Annotated in this window: 16 protein-coding genes and 2 pseudogenes; 7 read left to right on the top strand and 11 right to left on the bottom strand. The window is 35.2% G+C overall.

All coding sequences use genetic code 11. The annotated features are described in order from the left end of the window. Window positions 1-197 precede the first annotated feature (197 nt). From ACWNMZ_RS18995 to ACWNMZ_RS18980, 4 genes and pseudogenes are all read right to left on the bottom strand, one after another. Window positions 198-1,214, bottom strand: coding sequence for a threonine aldolase family protein (locus ACWNMZ_RS18995; RefSeq protein WP_031536386.1), 1,017 nt, complete (start codon window positions 1,212-1,214; stop codon window positions 198-200). A 271-nt stretch (window positions 1,215-1,485) separates the two neighbouring features. Beyond that, the gene (gene safA, locus ACWNMZ_RS18990) at window positions 1,486-2,085 is read right to left on the bottom strand and encodes a SafA/ExsA family spore coat assembly protein (protein WP_048718538.1); all 600 of its coding nucleotides are present in this window, start codon (window positions 2,083-2,085) and stop codon (window positions 1,486-1,488) included. A gap of 143 nt (window positions 2,086-2,228) precedes the next feature. Continuing rightward, window positions 2,229-5,534, bottom strand: a pseudogene (locus tag ACWNMZ_RS18985) (pullulanase); the annotation flags it as partial. 491 nt (window positions 5,535-6,025) lie between these two features. Continuing rightward, entirely contained in the window at window positions 6,026-6,877 is an 852-nt protein-coding gene (locus tag ACWNMZ_RS18980) for a TetR/AcrR family transcriptional regulator (protein WP_031536382.1), read from the bottom strand. Between the two features lie 97 nt (window positions 6,878-6,974). Here ACWNMZ_RS18980 and ACWNMZ_RS18975 point away from each other — a divergent pair, with 97 nt between their 5' ends. Together ACWNMZ_RS18975 and ACWNMZ_RS18970 are read left to right on the top strand one after the other, a co-directional pair. Continuing rightward, window positions 6,975-10,058 carry an efflux RND transporter permease subunit gene (locus ACWNMZ_RS18975; RefSeq protein WP_031536381.1) on the top strand — a complete coding sequence of 1,028 codons (3,084 nt, stop codon included), beginning with the start codon at window positions 6,975-6,977 and terminating at the stop codon, window positions 10,056-10,058. Window positions 10,059-10,339: 281 nt separating this feature from the next. Continuing rightward, window positions 10,340-11,173 carry a dimethylarginine dimethylaminohydrolase family protein gene (locus tag ACWNMZ_RS18970; protein ID WP_031536380.1) on the top strand — a complete coding sequence of 278 codons (834 nt, stop codon included), beginning with the start codon at window positions 10,340-10,342 and terminating at the stop codon, window positions 11,171-11,173. A 29-nt stretch (window positions 11,174-11,202) separates the two neighbouring features. Here the strand turns inward: ACWNMZ_RS18970 and ACWNMZ_RS18965 are convergent, their stop codons facing one another. Next, window positions 11,203-12,003 carry a sugar phosphate isomerase/epimerase family protein gene (locus ACWNMZ_RS18965; RefSeq protein ID WP_031536379.1) on the bottom strand — a complete coding sequence of 267 codons (801 nt, stop codon included), beginning with the start codon at window positions 12,001-12,003 and terminating at the stop codon, window positions 11,203-11,205. A gap of 170 nt (window positions 12,004-12,173) precedes the next feature. Between ACWNMZ_RS18965 and ACWNMZ_RS18960 the strand changes: the two genes are divergently transcribed. Then, window positions 12,174-12,974, top strand: a complete 801-nt coding sequence (locus ACWNMZ_RS18960; RefSeq protein ID WP_031536378.1) for a nucleotidyltransferase domain-containing protein — start codon at window positions 12,174-12,176, stop codon at window positions 12,972-12,974. A gap of 77 nt (window positions 12,975-13,051) precedes the next feature. On the opposite strand, the gene ACWNMZ_RS18955 is transcribed toward ACWNMZ_RS18960, so the two are convergent. Together ACWNMZ_RS18955 and ACWNMZ_RS18950 are read right to left on the bottom strand one after the other, a co-directional pair. After that, entirely contained in the window at window positions 13,052-13,687 is a 636-nt protein-coding gene (locus tag ACWNMZ_RS18955) for an FMN-dependent NADH-azoreductase (protein ID WP_031536377.1), read from the bottom strand. 134 nt (window positions 13,688-13,821) lie between these two features. Continuing rightward, window positions 13,822-14,712 (bottom strand): cation diffusion facilitator family transporter, encoded by an 891-nt coding sequence (locus ACWNMZ_RS18950; RefSeq protein WP_031536376.1) that lies wholly within the window; start codon window positions 14,710-14,712, stop codon window positions 13,822-13,824. Window positions 14,713-15,036: 324 nt separating this feature from the next. Between ACWNMZ_RS18950 and ACWNMZ_RS18945 the strand changes: the two genes are divergently transcribed. Together ACWNMZ_RS18945 and ACWNMZ_RS18940 are read left to right on the top strand one after the other, a co-directional pair. Next, window positions 15,037-15,591, top strand: coding sequence for a DUF3231 family protein (locus tag ACWNMZ_RS18945; RefSeq protein WP_031536374.1), 555 nt, complete (start codon window positions 15,037-15,039; stop codon window positions 15,589-15,591). A gap of 407 nt (window positions 15,592-15,998) precedes the next feature. After that, window positions 15,999-17,336 (top strand): ISLre2 family transposase, encoded by a 1,338-nt coding sequence (locus ACWNMZ_RS18940; RefSeq protein ID WP_251628884.1) that lies wholly within the window; start codon window positions 15,999-16,001, stop codon window positions 17,334-17,336. A gap of 117 nt (window positions 17,337-17,453) precedes the next feature. Here ACWNMZ_RS18940 and ACWNMZ_RS18935 read toward each other — a convergent pair whose 3' ends face one another. The 4 genes and pseudogenes from ACWNMZ_RS18935 to treC all read right to left on the bottom strand — a co-directional run bounded on the left by ACWNMZ_RS18935 (window position 17,454) and on the right by treC (window position 21,048). Next, the gene (locus tag ACWNMZ_RS18935; RefSeq protein ID WP_197030874.1) at window positions 17,454-17,675 is read right to left on the bottom strand and encodes a hypothetical protein; all 222 of its coding nucleotides are present in this window, start codon (window positions 17,673-17,675) and stop codon (window positions 17,454-17,456) included. Between the two features lie 26 nt (window positions 17,676-17,701). Further along, window positions 17,702-18,277, bottom strand: a pseudogene (locus tag ACWNMZ_RS18930) (sugar phosphate nucleotidyltransferase); the annotation flags it as partial. A gap of 500 nt (window positions 18,278-18,777) precedes the next feature. Further along, the gene (locus ACWNMZ_RS18925) at window positions 18,778-19,251 is read right to left on the bottom strand and encodes a PTS sugar transporter subunit IIA (protein WP_031536846.1); all 474 of its coding nucleotides are present in this window, start codon (window positions 19,249-19,251) and stop codon (window positions 18,778-18,780) included. 114 nt (window positions 19,252-19,365) lie between these two features. After that, complete coding sequence (treC, locus tag ACWNMZ_RS18920; RefSeq protein ID WP_031536845.1) at window positions 19,366-21,048, bottom strand: alpha,alpha-phosphotrehalase; 1,683 nt, start codon at window positions 21,046-21,048, stop codon at window positions 19,366-19,368. Window positions 21,049-21,857: 809 nt separating this feature from the next. On the opposite strand from treC, the gene ACWNMZ_RS18915 reads away from it, so the two are divergent. Both ACWNMZ_RS18915 and ACWNMZ_RS18910 read left to right on the top strand, forming a co-directional pair. After that, the gene (locus ACWNMZ_RS18915; RefSeq protein ID WP_031536844.1) at window positions 21,858-22,982 is read left to right on the top strand and encodes a GntR family transcriptional regulator; all 1,125 of its coding nucleotides are present in this window, start codon (window positions 21,858-21,860) and stop codon (window positions 22,980-22,982) included. A 73-nt stretch (window positions 22,983-23,055) separates the two neighbouring features. Then, the gene (locus ACWNMZ_RS18910; RefSeq protein ID WP_031536843.1) at window positions 23,056-23,895 is read left to right on the top strand and encodes an STAS domain-containing protein; all 840 of its coding nucleotides are present in this window, start codon (window positions 23,056-23,058) and stop codon (window positions 23,893-23,895) included. Window positions 23,896-23,956 lie beyond the last annotated feature (61 nt).

The raw sequence follows: 23,956 nt of genomic DNA, 5'->3' as shown, positions 1-23,956 counted from the left end.
TATATACGAACTATAAGGTAAAAGGTTCCATCGATCTATATCTTTTTAGCACTATATATTCACTTAGGATTAATTTTGGATTATATCTTTTTACGGTTGAATCATAGATACATTTTTCTCCGGACTAAAATATGGCATACCGATTTCTATTGTCGGTATGCCATAGAAAAACTAAATTTTTGATTTTTTAACAAGCTTTATTTTAATTCCTTAATAAAAGCTTCAACTTCCTCCTCATTTGTTGCCCATGAAGTAACAAGTCGAATCGCAAAATGATCATTATCGACTTTTCCCCAAATATTGAATTGGTAATTCTTCTGCAGCTCGGCAATCATTTCATTAGAAAAAATCGGGAATACTTGATTGGTAGAAGATTGCGTTAAAAACTGATAGCCTTTCTCTGCCAATGCTATGTTTAGTCTGTCTGCCATCTTATTAGCATGCTCCGCTAATTCGAAGAAAAGATTGTCTTTAAATAGTTCATAAAATTGGATTCCTAGAACTCTCCCTTTAGCTAGCATCGCTCCCTTTTGCTTTATATGGTAACGAAAATCTTCCTTCAAGGAATCATTCTTTATCACAAGAGCTTCTCCCATTAATGCTCCATTTTTTGTTCCACCGATATAAAAAGCATCTAATAATTCTGGAAAATCACTTAAATCTAGATCATTATCCTTTGCACATAGTGCAGATCCTAATCGTGCGCCATCCATATAAAAAATTAAATTATTTTTTTGACAAAACGCACTTAATAGTTCAAGTTCTTGTTTGGAATAAATGGTTCCAATTTCTGTTGAGTTAGATATGTATACTAGCCTTGGCTTAACCATATGTTCATCTGTATGTTCATCCAGCACCTTTTGCAGCAGATCTGGTGTTAGCTTTCCATTTTCCGTATCAACTGTTAAAACTTTATGCCCTGTTGCTTCTATCGCCCCTGTTTCGTGGACAAAAATATGTCCAGTGGAAGCTGCAATTGCTGCTTCATGTGGTCTTAAAAAGGCAGAGATTGCAATGAGATTTGTTTGTGTTCCACCGACTAAGAGATGAACATCTACCTCATCACTTTTCATTTTTTCTTTTAATACTTCCACCGCTTTGTTTGTAAAGGAATCCTGTCCATACCCTATTTCTTGTTGTAAATTGGATTCTACCAATGCTTGGAGAATTCTTGGATGTGCGCCTTCACTATAATCATTGTTAAAACTATACATGGACATAACCTCCTTTTTTTTAAAATATTCTCTCATAAAAAGATTCTCCTTGTCACTAGTTGTATTTTTCTTTTAATTAAAATATGTTTTACCAAAAAAACAAATTCTTATAGATTTACGATAGACGCAGATGAAAGATGGAAAGTATTTACGACGCGAACTCTTGAAGCCAGAACTAAGAAAAAAAGCAAGTGTGAGCTTAAGCAAAGCTTTCGATAGCAAAAAAAGGGATTGCCCCTTAGATCTTAAGGTGTAACCCCTTCTTTCTTACTTATTTCGATATAAACATCTGTGTCCAATAGTTTCCGCTTTGGTAATAGCCTACTCCTATTTGTGTGAAACTTTTGCTTAAGATATTTGCTCGGTGACCACTTGAATTCATCCATGCTTGTACGACTGCTTGTGCACTTGTTTGTCCTTGAGCAATATTCTCTCCAGCTGATTTGTAGCTGATTCCATATGCTTTCATCATATCAAATGGTGATCCGTATGTTGGACTTGTATGGCTGAAATATTTCTTTTGTGCCATATCCATTGATTTGTCTCTAGCTACTCGGGATAATTCCCAGTTTTCCGTTAATGCTGGAAGTCCATTTTTTTGACGCTCAATATTACAAAGTCTAATGACTTCACGTTCTACTGTTTTAATAGAATCAATATTGGGAATCGTTAATTTTTGATTAGGATAAATTAAGCTTGGGTTTGAAATCTGCGGGTTTGCATCAATAATTTTCCGTAAGCCGATTTGATATTTCACAGCAATTTTCCACATCGAATCTCCGCTTTTTACTGTATATGTATCAGCGATTACCATCGTTGGAAGTGTAACTAAACATATAAATAAACTAAACATTGCCATAAATTTTTTCATTTTTCTTTCACCTCCTTCTGAGTAATAAGTTGCGCACAAAATTTTGTTCTTATCCTTTCTTTCTATGATTTTTTGATTTTTTTCAAAAAAAAGCAGAAATCAGATTTTACACATAAAATCCTGACTTCTGCTCTTATTTCACATTAGTGTATTTGTTTTTTTCTACGAAGGATAAGAGAAAGACTTACTCCAGTAACTAAAAGAATAGTACCAATCAACAGATATGTTCCATTATTTGTTGCTGTATTTGGCAATGAATTTTCGGAATTTCCATCGTTATATACTTCCTTTTCATTTGCTGCTTTTTCGTCGCTACCAGCATTGACTTCCTTTTCAGCTATAACTGGATCTTCGTCCTTTTCAGCCGGATTTTCTGGTGTAACTGGATCTGTTGACTCACCTGGCGTTTCTGGCTTAGTTGGCTCAGTAGCATTATTATCCGGCTTTTCTTCTGTTTCTTTCTCATCTTTTATAACAACTGTAGTTAACGGCTCAAGTGTTATTTTGTCAGACGCTAATGTAAAGCCACTTTTCTCTGAAACAGCATCTTTGCCAGCTTCATCATCGTCCACTAGCACTTTATAGCTTGTTAAGTCCTCCTTTAATGTTAGCTCTCTTGATTTTGTATCACCATTCATAAATACATAGTAGCTTCCCGTATTATCTGTTGACTCATTTTTATATGCAATTACAAGATCTTCTTCTTGTATTTCTTTCGCTTCTATTAATGTCACATTAGAATCTACTAGACTCTTTTCCCCTAAACGAAATGCATTTGTTGATTTTCTTAATTCAATCAATCCTTTTGTATATTCGACTGTTTCATCATTCACTGCATATTCTTCCTTATTTGTTGCTTTTGTCCAATCAAACATATTGATTGCATCAGAAGAATCATACGAATCATGGATAAAATAGCCAAAGGCGTTACCATTTTCATCGGTGAATTCATCATATTTTTGCTCTGGAATTCCTTTACCTAGCCATTGCTTTGTTCTTCCATATTCCTGGCCAGCATGTAAGAAAGCCGTTCCTTGAGATGTTAAAATCAACGAGTTTCCAAGACGAATACGTTTATGAATTTCCAGATCATTAGCTGGAATGGACGGATCTTTTTTCAATGCTTTCGCAATAATATCATATAATGGTAAATTATCATGTGCTTCAATATATTGCACTATGTCCCCTGGATCATCTGCCGGAGTATTGGATGGCTGTGCTTTAATATTGTTGAAAATCGTTTGAATATTACGAGCTCCTCCCGTAATAAAGCGCGGCTCCCCTTCTGATCCAAACCCTGACTTTAACTCATTTCTCATTTCATCGGAGAAAACACCAACATTATCTGTCTTATCCATCCAGTCTTGATCCGCACCTTTTCCTGCTAAAGATGAATCTGCTAGTTGTCCAGAAAAGGTCCTCCAGCCTTCCCCGATAAATAATGCATCAGGATTGATAGCTGCTGCTGCATCATAAGCATTTTGCACAGCTTCATAGGTCGCATCCCCCATCATATCCCATCTCATACCATCAATTTTAAATTCAGTAAACCAGTATTTTACCGAATCAATCATTAGCTTTTCCGCCATTTTGTGATTTGTTGCCAAGTTATTCCCAAACCCTCCGACAAATTTGCCATTGCTGTCCTGGAAAAAATAATAATCTGGCACAATATCATTTAATAGACTCGCATTGGACATATGGGTATAAACGACATCTAGTATGACTCCCATTCCGGCATCATGAATGGCATTTATTAACTCCTTTAATTCTTTAATACGCTGCTCAGGGTCTTTCGGATTTTCAGAATATGCACCATCTGGAGAGAAATAGTTATGTGGGTCATAGCCCCAATTGTATTCATTTCCTGCTGAAGAATACTCTAATTCTCTGTCCCCCATTTTTGTCTCATCCCCCCAATACCATGCCATTACTGGAAGTAACTGAACATGCGTGACACCAAGGGATTTAATATAATCTAGCTTATCAATAAATGCCTTATAGGTACCCCATCGACCATTTAAATCTGTTTCAATTGTCGGATCAGAAGTAAAGTCACGAATATGCGCTTCCCAAATGATTGCATCTTCTCGTTTTTCATAGCCATTAATATTCGCACTATTAAAGTTTGCTGGGTTTGTTTGACTTAGATCAACAATTGCTGCCTTACCAACTGTATCACCATCGCTGCCAACCTTTCCTTCTGTGTTCACAGTAAAAGCAGCCATTGATTTAGCATAAGGATCTAAAACTTTTGATATTTTCCCGTCATTTGTTACTTCATATTGGTAGTAATATCCTCTTACATTGTTAATCCCCAGCTCTTTTGCCTCTGCTTCCACGCTCCAAACACCTTTGTCACCTTGTACTAAATCTAAACTACCAATTTTCTTAGCAGCATCATTTTTGTCATAAAAAACGGCTGTAACTTTTGTTGCCTTTGGTGCCCATAATTTTAACGTTGCATCCCCATTATGATAAGTAGCCCCTAAATCGTCTCCTTCATAGAAATAATTTTCATCTAACAGTTTCCAGCCAGATTTGACTGTCACTGTTCTTCCTTGATAAGAAATCGTAAACGGTCCTTTTTCTGCGTCAAAAACTCCTGTTACTTCCACAATTGTTTCATTCGAAATTTTCACGCCATCAAAAGCAATCGCTTCTTGATTCTTGTCCACAATAGATAGGTCTTTGGCTAAAGCTTCCTCTGTAAGACCTTTTGTACTAGAAAAGATTAATTGAATTGCTTTATCAGACAATAACTCACCAGATACCAAATCAGTTGGCGTTTCCCAATATGGAGAAATATAAACATTATCATCTTCATTCTTTATCCATAAATGATCATATTCTTCAAGTAATGCAAAACCTTTATCCCCGCCAATTTTTTCTCCATTTTCTCGGTTCACAATAAGAAAGCCAATCTTTTGTGAATCATCCTTCACCTTAACATCCACATAGCTGCCATAGCGATCTGTTTTTTCAAATGCAAGCGCATCTGTTGGCCAATTAACAGACGGAGATTCTACATCTTCCCATAACCATAAACCTAGCTTGTCGTAAGTTTGATCATCTCGTTGATAGTGAATTCTTACTGTATTCTCAGGCAAATTAACTGGTTCGAATAGATTTACCGTATCGGAACCTTCCTTAATCCATATCTCATTCAACGCGGGGTTGCTTAAGGTAACCGTCTTATCTCCGCCCTCTTTTTCTCCATTTGTACGATTTACGACTAGGAAACTAACTTTTTTTGCATCCTCTTTCAAAGGAATATCAATATATGTACCATACTCATCTTGTTGCTCTTCTTCAAAAGCCATAGCTCCTTGTGGCCAATTAGCAGTAGGAGATGCTACATCATCCCATAGCCATAATCCCAAATCCTCATAATTTTTGTCTTCTTTTTGATAATGAATTCTTAATGTGTGTTCAGGTATTTCCTTTGCTTCTGTATTCTCTGCCTTCGCACTCATTTGTTCGAAGGTGAATCCTCTTGTAGTTAAAACAAGGACCAATACAGTTAGAATAATAAGTAGCTTCCTTACAAATTGGTTCATTTTTTCTCCTCCTGCTCTAGATTTAAGCAATCTGTTATTTAGAAAAAGCCTATTCACATTCCTAAATAATAGTTACTACTAAATTAAGCATTTACTTATAGTCTATCTCTCTAATTAAAGTAAACGCTTTCTTTCTATGTGAGATTATAAATATAGTAGATTACGAGTGTCAACGTTCCTCTTGATTGTTCACGGTAACAGAATTGCCAAATAGAGTAATTCAGGTCATCAGCCTCATCATATATCCATATATATCCATCCGAAAAAATAAAAAGGTTTAGCGCTTTATTTAAACACTAAACCTTCAGTACTCAGATTTATTTATAACCATTCATACTTCTCTTCTAATTTGTATGATTACTTTCATCCTTACTAATATGTTATTTTTCTTGAGCTCTATCCATTTTAAAATAGTTAAATAATAAATAAGATAGCCACATACAATCTCGATGATGCCTAATATTTTCAATTAGACCTTTGATTAAAACATTACTTAGTGTTCTTTCTTCCACCTCTACGGTAAGTAATGATAAAGATTCTTTCACATAAACATCTTCCACTTCTTCTATTTTCCCTTTTAATTGATGTAATAGCTCTTCTTTTGTAGCTACTTCTATTGTAAGGGAATGATGTAGCAGCTGATATTTTTCCTCTGTAAAAAATGGAGATTTCGTATGGGTAGCAAGAATATCGGTTTTTTCCACTAGAGAGTTTGAAAGCATTCGCAAATCAAAATCAATCCATTCATGATGACTTAAAACAATATGCGTATAAGTATTTAATAAACCCTTAATACTAAATACTAAATCAAATTTCAATTTCTGTATGGACGGATCATAAACTTTCTCAATCATGCGCACGATTGTTTTCTCCAGTAAATGGTCATAATAAGTACATTTATTGATAAATTCTTCATCAAAAGAAAGCGCTTGCTCTTTAAGAAATAACATAGCAAAACTAGAATTTTCCTTAAATGCAAAAAAGATTTCATAATAAAAATGATAAAGGACATCCTCTTCACGATTGACTGCATAGTCAAGTTTTGCGATAAATTGTTCCATAAAATAATCAACTAAGGCCATAATTAGTTCATCCTTAGACTTAAAGGATAAATAAAAGGCACCTTTTGATATGCCACAATGCTCCGTTATTTGTTGTACAGAGGTAGCTGAAAATCCTTGTTTTGCAAATAACTCAATTGATTTTTCCATAATTAGCTGTTTTTTCGTCATGCTCATCCACTCCTATGAACTCTCGTTTGACATATGACCACTTAGTCATTTATTATAGGTAAATGAGTTAGATTAGTCAATAAAGGGAAGGTGTATTATGAAAGGTTTAGTAAATTTTGTGTTAGGTAACAAACTTGCGGTTTGGCTTCTAACCATTATTATCACTGTATCAGGTATTTATTCTGGTACGAGAATGAATATGGAGACCATACCGAATATTTCGATTCCATACTTAACCGTAATGGATGTTTACCCGGGAGCAACTCCGGAAAAGGTCATGGAAGAGGTTTCCATGCCAATAGAAAAAATTGTTGAAAATCTTGAAGATGTAAAAGCTGTTTATTCGAACTCTTATTCTAACATGGCAAATGTTCAACTAGAGTATGAATATGGCACAGATATGGATGAAGCAAAACGAGCTTTACAATCTGCTTTAGATAATATCACCTTGCCTGATGATGCACAGGAACCTACAGTTACAGCAATCAGTATGAATATGATGCCAGTTGTAGCGTTAAGTGTCAGCAGTACAGAAGAAGATATTACAGAATTAACATCAACTGTTGAAGAAATCCTCCTTCCAAAAATCGAAAAAATTGATGGTGTTGCTTCTGCAACTATCACCGGACAGCATATTGAAGAAGTAGATTTAACATATGATAAAGAAAAAATGGCACAATTGGATCTAACTGAAGATACAGTTAAAGAAATGATCCAAGCAAGCAACTTAGCAGTTTCCTTAGGACTTTACGAGTTTGAAGAAGGGGAACAAGCAGTTGCAATCGATGGAAAGTTCATGACAGAAAAAGAGCTAAAGGATATGCTTATCCCTGTAACTCCATCGGAACAAAATCCATCACCATTCGTCAAACTTAGTGATATTGCTACAATTGAAGTGGTTGGGAAAGTAGAATCTGTCTCTCGTACTAACGGTGAAGACGCCATTGCGATACAAATAGTGAAAGGACAGCAAGCTAATACAGTTGATGTCGTGAACAGTGTTAAAGATTTAATGGAAGACGAACAAAAAAATATCGATGGTTTAGTGATTGATGTTTCTCTTGACCAAGGAGCTCCAATTGAAAAATCGGTATTTACGATGATTGAAAAAGCAGTATTTGGTTGTTTAATTGCTGTATTAATCATTTTGTTATTCTTACGCGATTTTAAATCAACGATTATCTCTATTATTTCCATCCCAGTTTCTATTTTCATGGCATTGTTACTACTAAACTGGATGGATATTACGTTAAATATCATGACACTAGGTGCTATCACGGTTGCGATTGGTCGGGTAATTGATGACTCTATTGTTGTTGTGGAGAATATTTACCGACGACTTCACCTTAAAGAAGAAAAATTAACAGGTCGTGCCTTAATTAGAGAAGCAACGATTGAAATGTTTAAACCAATCCTTTCTTCTACATTAGTAACGGTAGCTGTATTTGCACCATTGATGTTTGTTGGTGGAATGGTTGGAGAATTATTCCGTCCTTTCGCTTTAACAATGGCATTCTCACTTGGCGCATCCTTACTTGTTGCAATAACAATTGTGCCAGCTCTTTCTCACTTCTTATTCAAGAAGAAATTATATGGAGAGAAAGTAGAAAGCACTCATAAAGAAGCCGGCAAATTGGCGAATTGGTATAAGGGGATTCTTGAAAAAGCTCTTAACCATAAAATCATCACTTCTCTTATCGCAGTCGTGTTATTAGCTGGAAGTGTTGCTCTTACTCCTTTAATCGGCTTTAGCTTCTTAGGAAGTGAAGAAGAAAAAACAATGTATATCACCTATACACCAGAAACTGGTGAATTAAAGGATGAAACATTAAAGAACGTTACAGAAGTAGAAGAAAAAATGCTTGATCGCAAAGATATTGATATTGTTCAATTATCTATCAATGATACTGCTGATGCACAAAGTGCCATGATGGGCATGGGAGCTGGCGGTGCACTTATGTACCTAATCTTTGATGAAGATATGAAGAACTTCCCAGAAGTTCGTGATGAAATTGAAGAATACATTACAAATATTGGTCAGTCTGGTGAATGGAAAACGCAAGACTTCTCATCAATGGGAATGTCAACAAATGAAGTAAGCTATACATTCTATAGCGAAGATTTAGATAAGCTTAATGAAGCTGTTAAAAAAGCAGAAGATATTTTAAAAGAAAACGACAAATTAGAAGATGTTTCAACTACTGCTGAAGATGCATATGTAGAATATACATTTAACGTAGATCAAGATGAATTATTGCAGTACGGCTTAACAGCAGGTCAGCTTCTAATGATGCTAAGCCCAGATAATACAAAAGATGTTGTCACAACCATTGAAAAAGATGGTGAAGCTTTAGATGTCATCGTTCAGCAAGAAAAAGCAGCACAGCCAAAATCAATTGACGATATGCTAGACACAGAAATTCCAACTGCATTAGGAAATACGATGCCCCTTTCAGAGCTTGTTGAAGTAGAAGAAGGAACTACTTTAAATACACTTTCTCGTAGTAAAGGAGAGTATTACGCAACTGTATCAGGAAAAATTCTTGGTAGTGATGTTTCCAAAGTAACAAGTGAAGTGGATCAAGAAATCGATAAAATCGACTTACCAAAAGGCGTTACAATAGATGTTGCTGGTGTTGCAGCAGATATGAATGAAACATTTACGCAATTGGGTGTAGCAATGATTGCTGCTGTTGCGATTGTATACTTTATTCTTGTTGTAACATTCCGTGAAGGGGTTGCCCCATTCTCTATCTTATTTAGTTTACCGTTTGCCGTTATTGGTTCATTTGTAGGCTTATATCTGGCAGGTCTAACTATTTCCGTATCGGTTATGATGGGATTACTCATGTTAATTGGTATTGTTGTAACAAATGCCATCGTATTAGTAGACCGCATCATTCATATGGAACGTGATGGAATGCATATGCGTGAAGCGATTCTGGAAGCAGGTTCTACTCGTCTTCGCCCTATTCTAATGACAGCAATTGCAACAATTGGTGCATTAATTCCATTAGCAATTGGATCAGGTGGTAGTGGATTAATCTCTAAAGACCTTGGTATTACGGTTATTGGTGGTTTAATCAGTTCTACTTTATTAACCCTTGTTATTGTTCCAATTGTATACGAAGTTCTTTCAAAAATGTTTAAGAAAAATCGTAAGGATATAGACGAAAGTTAATAATCTATTCATCAAGAGCCAGTGAAGGAACCTTCACTGGCTTTTTGTATTTATTATCTTTCTATCAGGATGGATGAATCCTACTTTTTAGGATTTTCCTTTGCTATGGTTGTCGTCAAGCGCTTGATGAACACCACTTCTTCTCAATTTTCCTTGTGGCTTTCATATCCTTCCATATAAAGTGCTCTTCCCTTCAAATAAACCCAACAACTCAAGTTCTTTCATAAAAAAATTATAAACTGGAAAAACTACTTCCATACTACAATGGAAAGGATTTTGTCATGAAAGTACATTGTTCTAATGAATATGATTCATTAAAAACAGTTGTTTTAGTTTCCCCGGAATATATGGCTATTAAAGTTCCTATAAACGATATTCAAAAAAAACATGCAAAGAAAAATATTGATCGAAATGTCGCCGAAAGACAGCATCAAATGTTTGTTGAAAAGCTGCAAGAGCACGGAGTAGAAACGATTCTTCTTCCTCCAGAGGAAAAATACCATGAACAGGTATTTACAAGAGATATTGGCTTCACATTAGGTAATCAAATCTTCGTTGCGGAAATGGCTCGTGAAGTAAGACGAGGAGAGGAAAAGATTTTAATAGACTATTTAAAAGAACAAGAAATTACTTATACCGATATAAAAGGTAATATGATTGAGGGGGGAGATGTAATCATTGATGGTAAAACCATTTATGTTGGCATTAGTCAGCGTACAAATAAATTTGCTATCCGTCATTTACAAACATTACTACCATCCTATGATGTAATTCATGTTCCCTTTACCGATACGTATCTTCATCTTGATTGTGTTTTTAATGTTCTGTCTCCTACTGAGGCGCTAATATTTCCAGGAGAATTCCATAAAGAAAAAGAAAGAATGTTACGAGATCGTTATGATTTAATTCATATAAGTGCAAAAGAGCAAGCAACATTAGGTACCAATGTATTATCCATTGGCAACAAAAAAGTATTTAGCTTACCTATGAATGAAGGCGTAAATAAAGAACTACAAAAAAGAGGCTATGAAGTCATTGAAGTTGATTTTTCAGAAATAATTAAATCTGGTGGTTCCTTTCGCTGCTGCTCTATGCCTTTACTAAGAGAACAATAATAAACATAGCGGAAAGGAAATAGTGGGGGCTAGAAACCCGTCCCCTCTATTTCTTTGAATACTACATTTTTTAGTTCATCTAGCATTTTTCTTAAGTTATTTAAACTAATTTCAATACTTTCAAAAGGGGTTCTTCTCGTAGCATCCTGTTCGATAATCCACCATTGTATATCTGCTTCGTTCCCTTGTTTTAGAATGGATTGAAAATCAATAGCACCCGTCCCTACTTCCGCAAAGAAACCTTCTTCATCTTTTGTCATATCTTTTAAATGGACAAGTTTCGTTCTCTCTCTATATGTATCAATCCATTTAGCTGGATCATATTCTCGCTTAGAAAGCCAATATACATCTGGTTCTGCAAAAACAAATCTTACGTCTGTTTCTTGCATTATCGTATCTAATGCTGTTCTGCCGTCCTGTAAGTTATCTAATTCAAAATCATGATTATGATAACAGAGAGAAATTCCTGCTTTTTGACACTTTGCTCCAGCTTTATTTAAGAAAGTAATCAGGGACTGATAATCAGCTTCTGTTCTTTTCTCTGGTAAGAGATAGGGACATACTAAAAATTTACTTTCTAATACTATCTGCTCTTGGATGACTTCTGCTAAATTACTTTCTATGACAGCTAAAGGAACATGACACGCTGCTACTTTAAGACCTAGTTCATCCAGTAATTCCTTTAATTCGCCTACAGGTATCCCGCCATATCCCGCTAGCTCTACTCCTTGAAAACCTAAACTAGCAACTTTACGGAGAGTCCCGCGAAAATCCACTTCGCATTCATTTCTTAACGTGTACATCTGCAATGCAATAGGTATATTCTTCAATTCCCCTTCCCCCCTTTGTATAACTGCTTTTCGACTGAGCTTAAGTTATAATAAGCTAATTAAAGTCTACACTACTTACTATTTTACAAGAAAACGTTGTCATTTTACAAAAAAGATGGAAGAATGTTACCATGTTCTTTAACAAAAAAATAATTAGGATGTGTACCTTATTGGAACATCATATCAAAAAAATAATAGCGCAAATGGAAAAAGAATATGACATAAAAGTACTGTATGCTTGTGAATCAGGTAGTCGTGCATGGGGGTTTTCCTCTCAGGAAAGTGATTATGATGTTCGCTTTATTTATATTCATCATCCAAGCTGGTATTTATCGATTGATCGCAAACGAGACGTGATCGAGATACCGAAACGTGATTCATTATCCATCCCTGTAGATCCTTTATTAGATATAAGTGGCTGGGAATTGACTAAAGCACTTAAGCTGTTCCGAAAATCCAATCCACCTTTATTAGAATGGCTACACTCCAATATGATTTATTATCAGCGCTTTTCGACCATTGAAAAAATGAGAAACTTAGAAAAAGAAGTATTCTCTCCTACTTCCACTTTTTATCATTATATTAATATGGCAAAAGGAAATTTTCGAGAATATCTTCAAGGGGATATTGTGAAAATAAAAAAATATTTTTATGTATTGCGGCCAGTTTTAGCTGCTAAGTGGGTGCAGAGTTTCGAGACAATACCTCCAATGGAGTTTAACACTCTAGTACAAGTGCTTATTCCAATGGGAGCTCTTCGTATAAAGATTGAATCGTTAGTAGAAAGAAAAAAATCAGGGCAAAAATTGGCATTAGAACCAAGGATTAACCTTATTAATGAATTTTTGGATACGGAGATAAACCTTTTAGAGACATATGCAAAAGGATTAGAGAAAAATTTATTGGACCCTACAGAACGATTAAATGATCTCTTTCGCAATACATTAAATGAAGCATGGGATAATAATTAAAAAAGGACATATAAAGAAGTTCGCGTTCTTAGAAAACTTCTTTATATGTCCTTAAGATTTTCTCGACTTTTTTCTATTTAAAAAGTTACCGCTACATCTTTTGCACGAGCAATCGCATTCGCTTTAATTTCTTCTGCCTTTTCTGGAGCTAAATCATGTCCTTCCACAAATAATCCTTGGAAATCATCAATTCCAAAAAAACCCATCAATGTTTTTAAATAGCGATGTCCCATTTCTTTTTCAGCAGAAGGTCCATGAGAATAAATCCCGCCACTCGCCTGAATATGAAGAACTTTCTTATTAGAAAGAAGCCCTTTTGGTCCTTCGGCTGTATATTCAAATGCCTTTCCTGCTACAGCTACAGAATCTAAATAAGCCTTCATAACAGGAGGAAATAATAAATTCCATAATGGGGTAACAAAAATATATTTATCAGTCTGAACAAATTGTTCACTTAGTTCCGCCAAACGACTTACTTTTGTTTTTTCTTCATCAGATAGCTGATCAAAACCATTTCCAGATTGCAGTTTTCCCCAGCCTTGGAATACGTCTGCATCAATAGAAGGAATATATTCTTTATATAGGTCAATGTGTGTAACTTCATCCTCTGGATTGGTTGCTTTATACTGTTCAATGAATGCCTTACCTACTGCCATTCCATATGATCTAGATTCATCAAATGGATTTGCTGTAATATATAATATTTTTTCCACTGTATTCTGCTCCTTAAGAAAGACTTTATTATCTTATCTTTACTATAGTGCTGCTAGTACTTATATTCAATGGAAGTAGGCATATGTTACTAATATTGTCACATTTCAAATAACATTTAATTTTTCTCTAGTCGCTATTCTTTAAAATAGGGATTCAGGTGAATTAGTACTTCATTTATATTGTCGTGTTTTGCCATTAGCTTCTTTTTGATTTTTCTTGATAAATCATGACCTTCCTTAATCGTTTTATCATAATCGATGGAAATTCGTAAATCGACTAAAATATAGTGGCCATGTTCTCTAGCACGTAAACGATCAATCCTTTTCACTTCCGTAAAGGAAGCAATAATTTCACGATATTCCCTTAAAATTTCTAAATCTATATTTCGCTCAAGTAAAATATCAAAAGCTTCACTTACCATTTCTTTTGCAATTTTAAAGATTAAAAATGCGACGATAATAGTGGCAACTTTGTCCCCATAAAGAAGGAAATTAATCGTTAACTTTTCCCCGATTATAGACAATAAAACCCCTATCGCAGCTGCAATGGATGCAACAATATCAGCCTTATGATCATAAGCAATTGCTTCAATCGCTTTACTATTTTGTTCATCAGCAATCTTCTTACTATATCGATATAAAAGCACCTTTGAAATATATGAAATTACAGCAACCCACATTGCGATTAAGCTTGGCGTTGTTATCGGATGAAAGAATCCCATAATCACTTCATATACCAGATAGACGGAAACTCCAAGAAGTATCATTCCGACTAGTCCTGATACTATTATCTCTGCCTTACCATGTCCATATGGATGTTCTTGATCTGCAGGTTTATTTGCAATTTTAATAACGACTAATACAATTACAGAGGCAAAGACATCTGCAGCAGAGTGAATCCCATCAGCGAAAACAGCGTCACTATTCCCCACCCAGCCAACTATTAATTTTCCAATAGTTAATACAATATTACTAATGACACTAATCCAAGCTACCCTTTTGGCTAGCACTTCTCTCGATCCCAATTTTAATCAACCTCTTTTTATTATTTCCAATAATTTCAATATGTACAAAAAGTCAACCTAACTATATTAGCAGAAAAGAAATCAGTGGGTCTAGAGAAAAAAAGTTTCCACCTTGCAAATTAATAATTTACCATTCCTTGCGAATTTATTCGCTAATACATGCTAATAATAGAGTTGATCGAATAGCACTTAACATTTTCTCTTATAACTTGCATCTTTTCGAAAAGCAAATAAATGATGAAAGCAGCCACTATCTAACAATTCATTGTTTTTAAACATAGGATTGTTAATTCATGAAAAAAATTCCCTATTAGGATGGTTATGATGACAACTATTTTTGAAGCATTAAAGGATTATTTACAGTTGAATTTAGATGTAGAGCCAAAAAATCCGCTGCATGTAGGTGAAGTGATGAGTTGCTGGACTTATCTTACTATTGTGGATGAAGCGAATATTTATATTCAAGTTGCATTAAATACAACAACAGATGATGATGTTATCAAGTCACTAAAAGACAGTTTTAAACAATGTGATGCGCATGGGCAATGGTTTCGAGACTTTCTTATAGCTGAAGGAATTCCATTGCCGCCAACAAGTGAACAACGACCACTATCTTATTCACAGGCCGTGCCTCTTGGTGTGAAAATGACTGATGACGAAATAATGAATGGACTAGGCATTAAAACCGCTGCATCCATTACTCACTGTGCAGCAGCTGTTTCCCAATGCATACGAAATGATATAGCTACTATGTTTACCCAATGTATGTTAGAAAAAATGAAATTCGGTGCAAGTTTAAAGGATTTAATGAGACAAAGAGGCTGGATTAAAGTCCCCCCTTATTACTATCCACCTGGTGCACCAATTAAAAACGCATGAAGAAAATTTTTGCGAGAGCAAAATCGATTGGCCCCAGCTCTTTCTTTTAGCAGGGGCACAGTGTCTTTTAAGTGCCTTAGCTACGGACATTCTTTGTTATATTTTTTGGAATGGAAACTAAATTTATTGGCTACCTTTTTCCAATAGTAAAGCATCCAGAATTTTATTTTTCCCCATTTATATACTTTTGAATTCGTATGCTGTAATTCTACCCATGCAGAATCGTATGAGTAAAATGTTTGTGGGAGAATAAATATCCTTTTTGTCTAGTTGGGGGACGCGTCCTCCAACTAGACAAAAAGGCCACCAAGCGAGAGCGCGGTAGCTGGAAAAAATGAAGCATTAAAAAAGAGAGCTTCCTTTTGTAAAGTAGAATTTGGCGAAAACTACGAAAAGGAGAGGCTCTCATGAATCAATGTAACACAAAAATGCCATCATTAAAAGAATTGGAAAAAACTTTATTTCGAACACTCCAAATGACGTTTCAAGAAATCCTTGTTCAAACGTTAGAAAATTGGGATCAAGAGATTGCCCAGCAACGAGACAAAAGAAGATTTGCTTTACGTGATAAACGAGAAATACGAGTAGATACAGCGTTTGGAGCTGTGGAGCTGAAGCGTAATTATTATTTCGATCGTGTGACCAAAAAATATATTTGTCTATTAGATCACTATTTACAGTTTCAGGGGAATAAGGGATTTAGTCCACTACTAGAAGAATGGGGGTTAGAACTAGCGACGAATGGCTCCTCCTATCGAAAGGCGGTGGAAACGTTCGAACAATTTTTAGGCTATTCGGCGATGAGCCATGAAGCATTACGGCAACATCTTCTTCAAACAAACGTACTTCCCGCTAAGGAAAAACGCCCTTTTCAAAAGGTATTGTTCGTCGAAGTAGATGGATTATATGTGAAGAGCCAAGAAAAGAAAAAGCGTGGATGGGAGTTGAAATTCGCCGCTGTGCACGAGGGATGGAAAGAAAACGGAAAGCGAGTCAGACTCCGAAATAAAAGGCATTTTCTCTATGAAGGAAAAGAACCCTTTTGGGAAGCCTTTGAAACGTTCTTACAGAATAATTATGCGTATGATCCTACCCAAACCTTGCTTATTATTAATGGCGATGGAGCAGGCTGGATAACGGCATGTCGAGAGTATTTTCGGGAACGCGCCTTTTTCACCATGGATCGTTTTCATGTCGCTCGTTCAATGAAGCAACTAATGAAGAGCCATCCTCGATACCGCTACATGAAAAGAGCGTTAAAAAACTACCAGGTAGAAACATTACTTCTAGAGTTGAATAGCGCAGTAGGAACAATGGATACACCAGAAGAAGAAGAAAAACTAGAGCATTTCCTCGCCTTTTTAACGCATCATCAGGAAACCATAAAAGATTACCGTAGTTGGTTACAGGAAAAAGGTGTGGACACGACAGCGTATCGTCCAATGGGAAGTGCAGAGGCGATGATGAATCAATTAGCCAAACGATTAAAAAATGGAAGAGCATGGAGCAAAAAAGGGGTCATGAGCATGGCGCGCTTGTGGATTGGATTGAAGGATGACCTATCCATCCAAACGATATATGGAAAATGGGAAAAGACCACGGAAAAATCAAAGAAAGAGCATCGACCGAAAAGAAAAATACCCACAAAATTAGTAACAGAAACCGTGCGTCAGAACATGCCATACTTAAATCAAGCGATTGGAAAACCCATTCACTTTGCCTTACAGGGATTAAAAGGTTTTTAAAAAAAGAAAAAAACGAAATTTTGATGAAAGAAAATATTTAGAAAACGGATACAAAATTAAAAGTTTTATTTTATAAAAAGGGAGCTAAAAAAAACTCCCACAAAAACTTGACTCAATCTATACATCTACTTCTTTATACAATTTATACCATTCTATTGTATAATATACGGTTTGGTCAATATCCCATTTAGGGTGCCAATCTAAATTATACTTTGCTTTATTTATATCCAAGCTTAGAAGCTTTGCCTCATGTTCCGTGGAGTATGACGTATCGACTTCCCATGTGCCATCCTTCCACTGCATTACTATTTTTTCTACTAATTGTTGCACCGTCGTCACGCTATCTGATTCCGGTCCAAAATTCCATCCTTATTACAAACAAAAAATCCCCCATTAATCCAGTCATTTAACATTGGTTTTTCTGAAAAACCCTTTGCGATTCCATCTTCTATATCAAGAACGCCATATTGATTATTTTTTTTAATTCCAGTAAGTGTAACTGTTTTACCTTTTTCTTTATGGAAGGCAATTAGTTTATCTAAATCTATGTCAGATAAGCCATCTCCATATGTTAATAGAAAGATATCATCCTCTATATATTCTTCTAACTGTTTAATTCTCGCTCCTGTCATCGTATCTTGCCCTGTATCAATACATGTAATATTCCAAGGCTCTGTTTTTTCGAGAATGTCATATTGGTTGTTTAATAAATCTATTTTGAGATTATTTTTTCTCCAAGCTAAATTTACAAAATAATCCTTTATTTGATCCCCCTTATATCCCAGTGGCAGAATAAATTCTTGGTGTCCATATTCACTATAATGCTTCATAATGTGCCATAATATCGTTTTTCCATTCACATCAGCTAAGGCTTTTGGTATGTTCTCTGTTAAGCCCCTCATTCTCATTCCTTTGCCTCCACATAAAATGACAACTTTCATGCTTTCACCTCTTCTCTTAGTATTTTCATGCCATTATATGTACAGGCCACTAATTATGCATAGGTTGTTTCATTAAGTTTTACAAGATATAGGCATAATTTCTGAGAGAGTGGGAAAAAACTTTTTTTCCCATTACTTTTTTCATATGGAATAAAGTTATTATTACTCCTTACAGGAAGCAAGCCTTGGTTTAAATTAAACCGTTTTCAACAGAATAGTAAACAAGCATTATTGTTTGTTAGATTGGCTAAATAAACATATATCTATTATCACAGTAGTAGTTGGTACTAAAGAACAACAGGATTAGAAATATTCCAAAAATCAACTTCACAAAAAATACCGCCCTACATGTAGGACAGTATAAACTAACATTTTTGTGGCTAAAGATTGATTTTCCTTTTCTTCTTTTATCTTTCAACTGCAGTTTTACCTGAGTTTTATTTCAACTTTTCTCTTTATAAAAAAATGCTATGAGGATGTTTCTCCCCATAGCATTTTTCTTATCCTATTTTTATTTTGTTGCCTTCCACTACGATTTTTTCATTCTCGCCTAGGTTTGTAAATACCATTGGAGTAATAATAGACGGAACCTTTGACTTAATTGCATCAAAATCGATTTCCATTAATTTTTGTCCTTGCTTTACTTTATCTCCATCTTTAACAAATGCTGTGAATCCTTCCCCTTTAAGAGCAACGGTATCTAATCCAACATGAATTAAGATTTCTTTTCCACTATTGTCCGTCATGCTCAATGCATGCTTTGTAGGAAATACATTCATAATTTGTCCATCTGCCGGAGCAACTAAAACACCATTAATTGGATCTACTGCTATACCATCCCCCATCATTTTTTGTGAAAAAACAGGATCAGGAACTTCACTAATATTTAGTAATTTTCCTTCTAATGGCTGAATGTAATTATTAGTTGAACTCGTATTTTCTTCCTTATTTCTTTTAAATAGATTTTTAAACAAACTAGTACCTCCAATAAAAGATTCTTTCATTCTATTTTAACGCAATAACAAAAATTTTCCCATAAATCTGATTAAAAATATTTCCTGCGAAATTTCTCCGCAGGAAACGAAGTCTTATTTTAAATGATAAACAATGGACTCATATGGTCTTAGCGTAATACTTTCTCCAAATGAAGGAGAATTTGAATAGTTAGAAAGAAGAGTTGTACTTGTTAATCCTGTAGTATCAACATGCTTCGGCACAGTAAATACCGCTTCTTCCTCGTAAAAATTATTTATTACGAGTAGCTTTTCTTTATCTGTACTACGTAGGTAAGCAAATATTTTATCATCATCAGGAGCAAGTAACTCATAATCTCCATCTGTCACAATATCGTATTCTTTACGAAGGTTAATTAACTTTTGATAGTGATAGAAAACAGAGTCCTTATCCTTTAATGCATTTTCTGCATTCAGCTCTTTATAATTTCTCGCTGTTTCTATCCATGGTGTTCCCTCCGTAAATCCAGCATTTTTCTCTCCATTCCATTGAACAGGTGTACGAGAATTATCACGGGATTTTCTACGTAGGACTTCTAAGATTTCTGCTTCTGGCTTACCACTTGCTTTCAATATATTATACATATTTAAAGATTCCACATCACGGTATTGGTCAATAGATGTAAATTTAGGATCGGTCATCCCAAATTCTTCTCCTTGATATATATATGGAGTGCCCTGCATCATATGAATCGTGGTCGCAAGCATCTTCGCAGATTCCTTATGATATTTCCCATCATTTCCATAACGAGATACAATCCGCGGCTGATCATGGTTACACCAAAATAGGGCATTCCAGCCTCCACCTTCATGCATCCCTACTTGCCAGTTAGATAGAATTTGTTTTAAAGCATGAAAATCCATTTCCCCAATTTCCCACTTTTCTCCGTTTGGATAATCTACCTTTAAATGGTGAAAATTAAAGGTCATGCTTAATTCATTACGTTCTGGCATTGTATATTTAATACAATGCTCTAATGTTGTGGAAGACATCTCCCCAACTGTCATACTGTCATATTTTGAAAAAACAGCTTGATTCATTTCATGGATAAATTCATGCACACGTGGACCATCTGTATAAAACTTTCTTCCATCACCAGGTGCTACTGAACCATCATCATCTGGAAAATCCTGATTTTTTGAAATTAAGTTAATAACATCTAGACGGAAGCCATCTACTCCCTTTTCAAACCAGAATTTCATCATTTTGTAAACTTCATAGCGTAGCTGTTCATTCTCCCAATTTAAATCAGCTTGGCTTACATCAAAGAGATGTAAGTAATATTGATCTGTCTTTTCATCATATTGCCACGCATTCCCACCAAATTTTGACTGCCAATTTGTTGGCTCCTTTCCATCTTCTTTTCCATCTTTCCAAATATAAAAATCACGATAAGGATTATCCTTAGAAGAGGCGGCTTGTTTAAACCACTCATGCTCTGTGGAGGTATGGTTAACGACAATATCCATAATTATTTTTATCCCTTTTTGACGAGCTTCATTTAATAGCTGATCAAAGTCATCCATATTTCCATATTCATGATGAATGGCATAGTAATCACTAATATCATAGCCATTATCTTTTTGTGGGGAAGCATAAATAGGTGTTAGCCACAGGACATCTACCCCTAATTCCTTTAAATAATCTAGTCTTTTTATTATTCCTTGAATATCTCCTACTCCATTTCCAGTTGTATCTTGAAAACTCTTCGGATAAATTTGATATACTACTGCCTTTTGCCACCATGCTTGTTCCATCTATTACACCACCGATGTGAGAATTATGTCCTTTTCCTTTATCTCAAAAAACGTAATGATTTTAGGAGGCCACTGAAAAAGTGAATTACCTGGTGAATCGGTAGTTACCAAACCTTTCTAACTTAGTGTAGGTTTTTGTTTTCCGAGGCTTGCCGCTCGCTTTCCACGGGGCGAGCGCCGAGCCGCTTCACAGCTCACGCTCCTGCAGGGTCTCGGACTTTCTCGCATCTCCCGTAGGAGTCGAGCGGACGCCTCTCCAAACCAACTTATTATTCGCTTTCAAATAAATAAAACCTCATTTTATTTGGAGAACTAGACTTTTTCAGTGCCCTCGATTTTAGTATCTGTGTTTTTTTCCATTAAATTTATTAGAATAAGTTCAAATACCTTATGCTCATCTGCACACAAACCGGTCGACATCATAATGAATATCAACTTTCTTTGATTTAGTACTCTACGCAACACCATAAGAACGAATTTTTTATGTTTTCCTTCCCTTCCATCATAACATGTATATACAAGTTGTCAACTAATTTAGTAATACGTTTTCAAAACATCCTTTTATGAAAAAGATATTGTATATAAACTTGTACGTATAATAAATAAGAAGGATTATACTTGCCACATCATTTTTCACTATTTCCTTGCTAAACTCTATGTTTTCTTTTTCTTGTGCCTCTCACCCGACTTTCCCCCCCTTTATCAAAGAAAACATTGGTCTTTTAAGCCTATTTTTGATACGATATCTCTATGATTTTTATTGTACGTATAAGTTAACATCGTTAACTACAATGGAAAGCGGTGAAACAGTGGCACAAACAACAAAATACAATATGGTGAAAGAAAAAATTACGGACTGGATCACTAGCGGTAAAGTGCAGCCCGGAGAAAAAATATACTCAGAAAATGAGTTGGGGAAAATGTTTGGGGTAAGTCGACATACGATTCGTCAAGCATTAGGCGATTTAGTACATGAGGGCTGGCTGTACAGAGAACAGGGTGCTGGTACTTTTGTTTCCCATCAGCAGATTCCTTCTACACAAATGGCATTATCCCAATCTCAGCTTCCATTAAAGAAAACGAAAAATATTGGTGTCATTACAACATATATATCAGACTATATTTTCCCATCCATTATTAAAGGAATTGAATCTTATTTAACAGATCATGGATATTCACTCACTTTCGCTTGTACGGACAATGATATAAAAAAAGAAAAACAATGTCTTCAGACAATGTTAAACAGAAACATTGACGGTTTAATTATTGAACCGACTAAAACAAATGTCTTCAATCCAAACATGAAGTTTTATTTAGAGTTAGAGCAAAATAAAATCCCTTATTTAATGATTAACCAATTTTATCCACAGCTCTCTCCCCCTCATTTAGTGGTGGATGACGAATATGGTGGATTTATTTCGACAGAGCATTTAATAAAGCTTGGGCATAAAAAAATCATTGGATTATTTAAATCCGATGATTTGCAAGGAATTAATAGAATGAAAGGATTCATACAAGCATATAAAGCTTATTCGATTCCGTTCTTCCCAGAAATGCTGATTAATTATTCTACCGAAAATCAAGTTAAATTTCCCATGGAGCGATTGGCAGAGACTTTCAAAACAGATAATAGACCGACCGCTATTATTTGCTATAATGATCAACTTGCCATCCAAGTAATCCAGTATCTTCGCTCCTTACATTTATCCATTCCAGATGATATCTCCATCATTGGCTATGATGATTCATTCTTAGCCGAAGCCTCTGAGGTTAAATTAACTTCTGTATCCCACCCAAAAATGGATATGGGCTTAGATGCAGCAAAATGGATTGTCAATGCAGTGGAAGAGAAAGGAACTTTACCATTGTCCTATGTGTATAAGCCTAACTTGGTATTAAGAAATTCCACAGGACCTTATCCAAAGACATTATAGAAGTTCATTTGCTCCACATATTAGGAAAGAACATGTATACTATAAATAGATTTATACTTAGGAGTGAGCCGTTTTGAAGGATGAATTAGCTTATATAGGTAACAAAATCATAAAAAACAAGAACATCCTTGCTGAAAATACAAATACATTGCTATCTCAATTTTTACAGCAAACCTCTGATTTATCCTTACCTTATCTAAAAGAAGATATGCATAAATGGAATGCGAAACTCTTTTTCATTTTAGCTGAATCATTAAAGGATAATAAAGATACAGATGAAATACAGCAATGGTCGGAAAAAACTGCAGAAGCATTTGTAAGGAATCATATTCCTTTACAATCCGCCCTTCGCTCCCTATCCATTTATCGAAATGTTATTTGGGACGTATTTACAGAAGAATTGGAGCAGAAGTCTTTTGCACCAATTACTATGTTGGATGTAGGAAAGATTATTGATCCGATTCTCGATGAAATAAGTGCTTATATTGGGCATATTTATGAAGAACATAATACAAAGATAATGAAGCTTGCCTATAATGCATTAGAAGAACTGTCTGTACCAGTTGTTCCAATCGCGAAAGAAACAGCGATTATCCCACTTATCGGCGAAATAGATACACAACGTTCGCAATTAATTTTAGAGGTAGCATTACAAGAATCTGCCAATTTAAAAATCGAATATCTCATTTTAGATATCTCTGGCGTACCAATTGTCGATACAATGGTTGCAGATAATTTATTTAAAGTAGTTCACGCTTTGGATTTGATTGGAGTTAAATCCATTGTCTCTGGAATTAGACCTGAAATTGCTCAAACGATTATTTCTTTAGGAATCGACTTTAGCAAGATTACCACGTGTGCAAATTTACATACTGCTTTAGCTAGTATTGGGTTGAAGAGAGTAATAGAATAAGAAAAAGAGGATGTCTTAAAGTGTTATTGTAATAAATAACTCTGCTAAGACATCCTTTTTT

This window comes from Niallia sp. Marseille-Q9988 (assembly GCF_976954375.1).
This window is presented reverse-complemented; position numbering and strand designations above follow the sequence as displayed.

What these genes read in the sequence shown, in the direction of transcription:
- ACWNMZ_RS18995 (WP_031536386.1), bottom strand. Translation starts at nt 1,214, where the DNA reads ATGTATAGTTTTAACAATGATTATAGTGAAGGCGCACATCCAAGAATT.
- safA (WP_048718538.1), bottom strand. Translation starts at nt 2,085, where the DNA reads ATGAAAAAATTTATGGCAATGTTTAGTTTATTTATATGTTTAGTTACA.
- ACWNMZ_RS18980 (WP_031536382.1), bottom strand. Translation starts at nt 6,877, where the DNA reads ATGACGAAAAAACAGCTAATTATGGAAAAATCAATTGAGTTATTTGCA.
- ACWNMZ_RS18975 (WP_031536381.1), top strand. Translation starts at nt 6,975, where the DNA reads ATGAAAGGTTTAGTAAATTTTGTGTTAGGTAACAAACTTGCGGTTTGG.
- ACWNMZ_RS18970 (WP_031536380.1), top strand. Translation starts at nt 10,340, where the DNA reads ATGAAAGTACATTGTTCTAATGAATATGATTCATTAAAAACAGTTGTT.
- ACWNMZ_RS18945 (WP_031536374.1), top strand. Translation starts at nt 15,037, where the DNA reads ATGACAACTATTTTTGAAGCATTAAAGGATTATTTACAGTTGAATTTA.
- ACWNMZ_RS18940 (WP_251628884.1), top strand. Translation starts at nt 15,999, where the DNA reads ATGAATCAATGTAACACAAAAATGCCATCATTAAAAGAATTGGAAAAA.
- treC (WP_031536845.1), bottom strand. Translation starts at nt 21,048, where the DNA reads ATGGAACAAGCATGGTGGCAAAAGGCAGTAGTATATCAAATTTATCCG.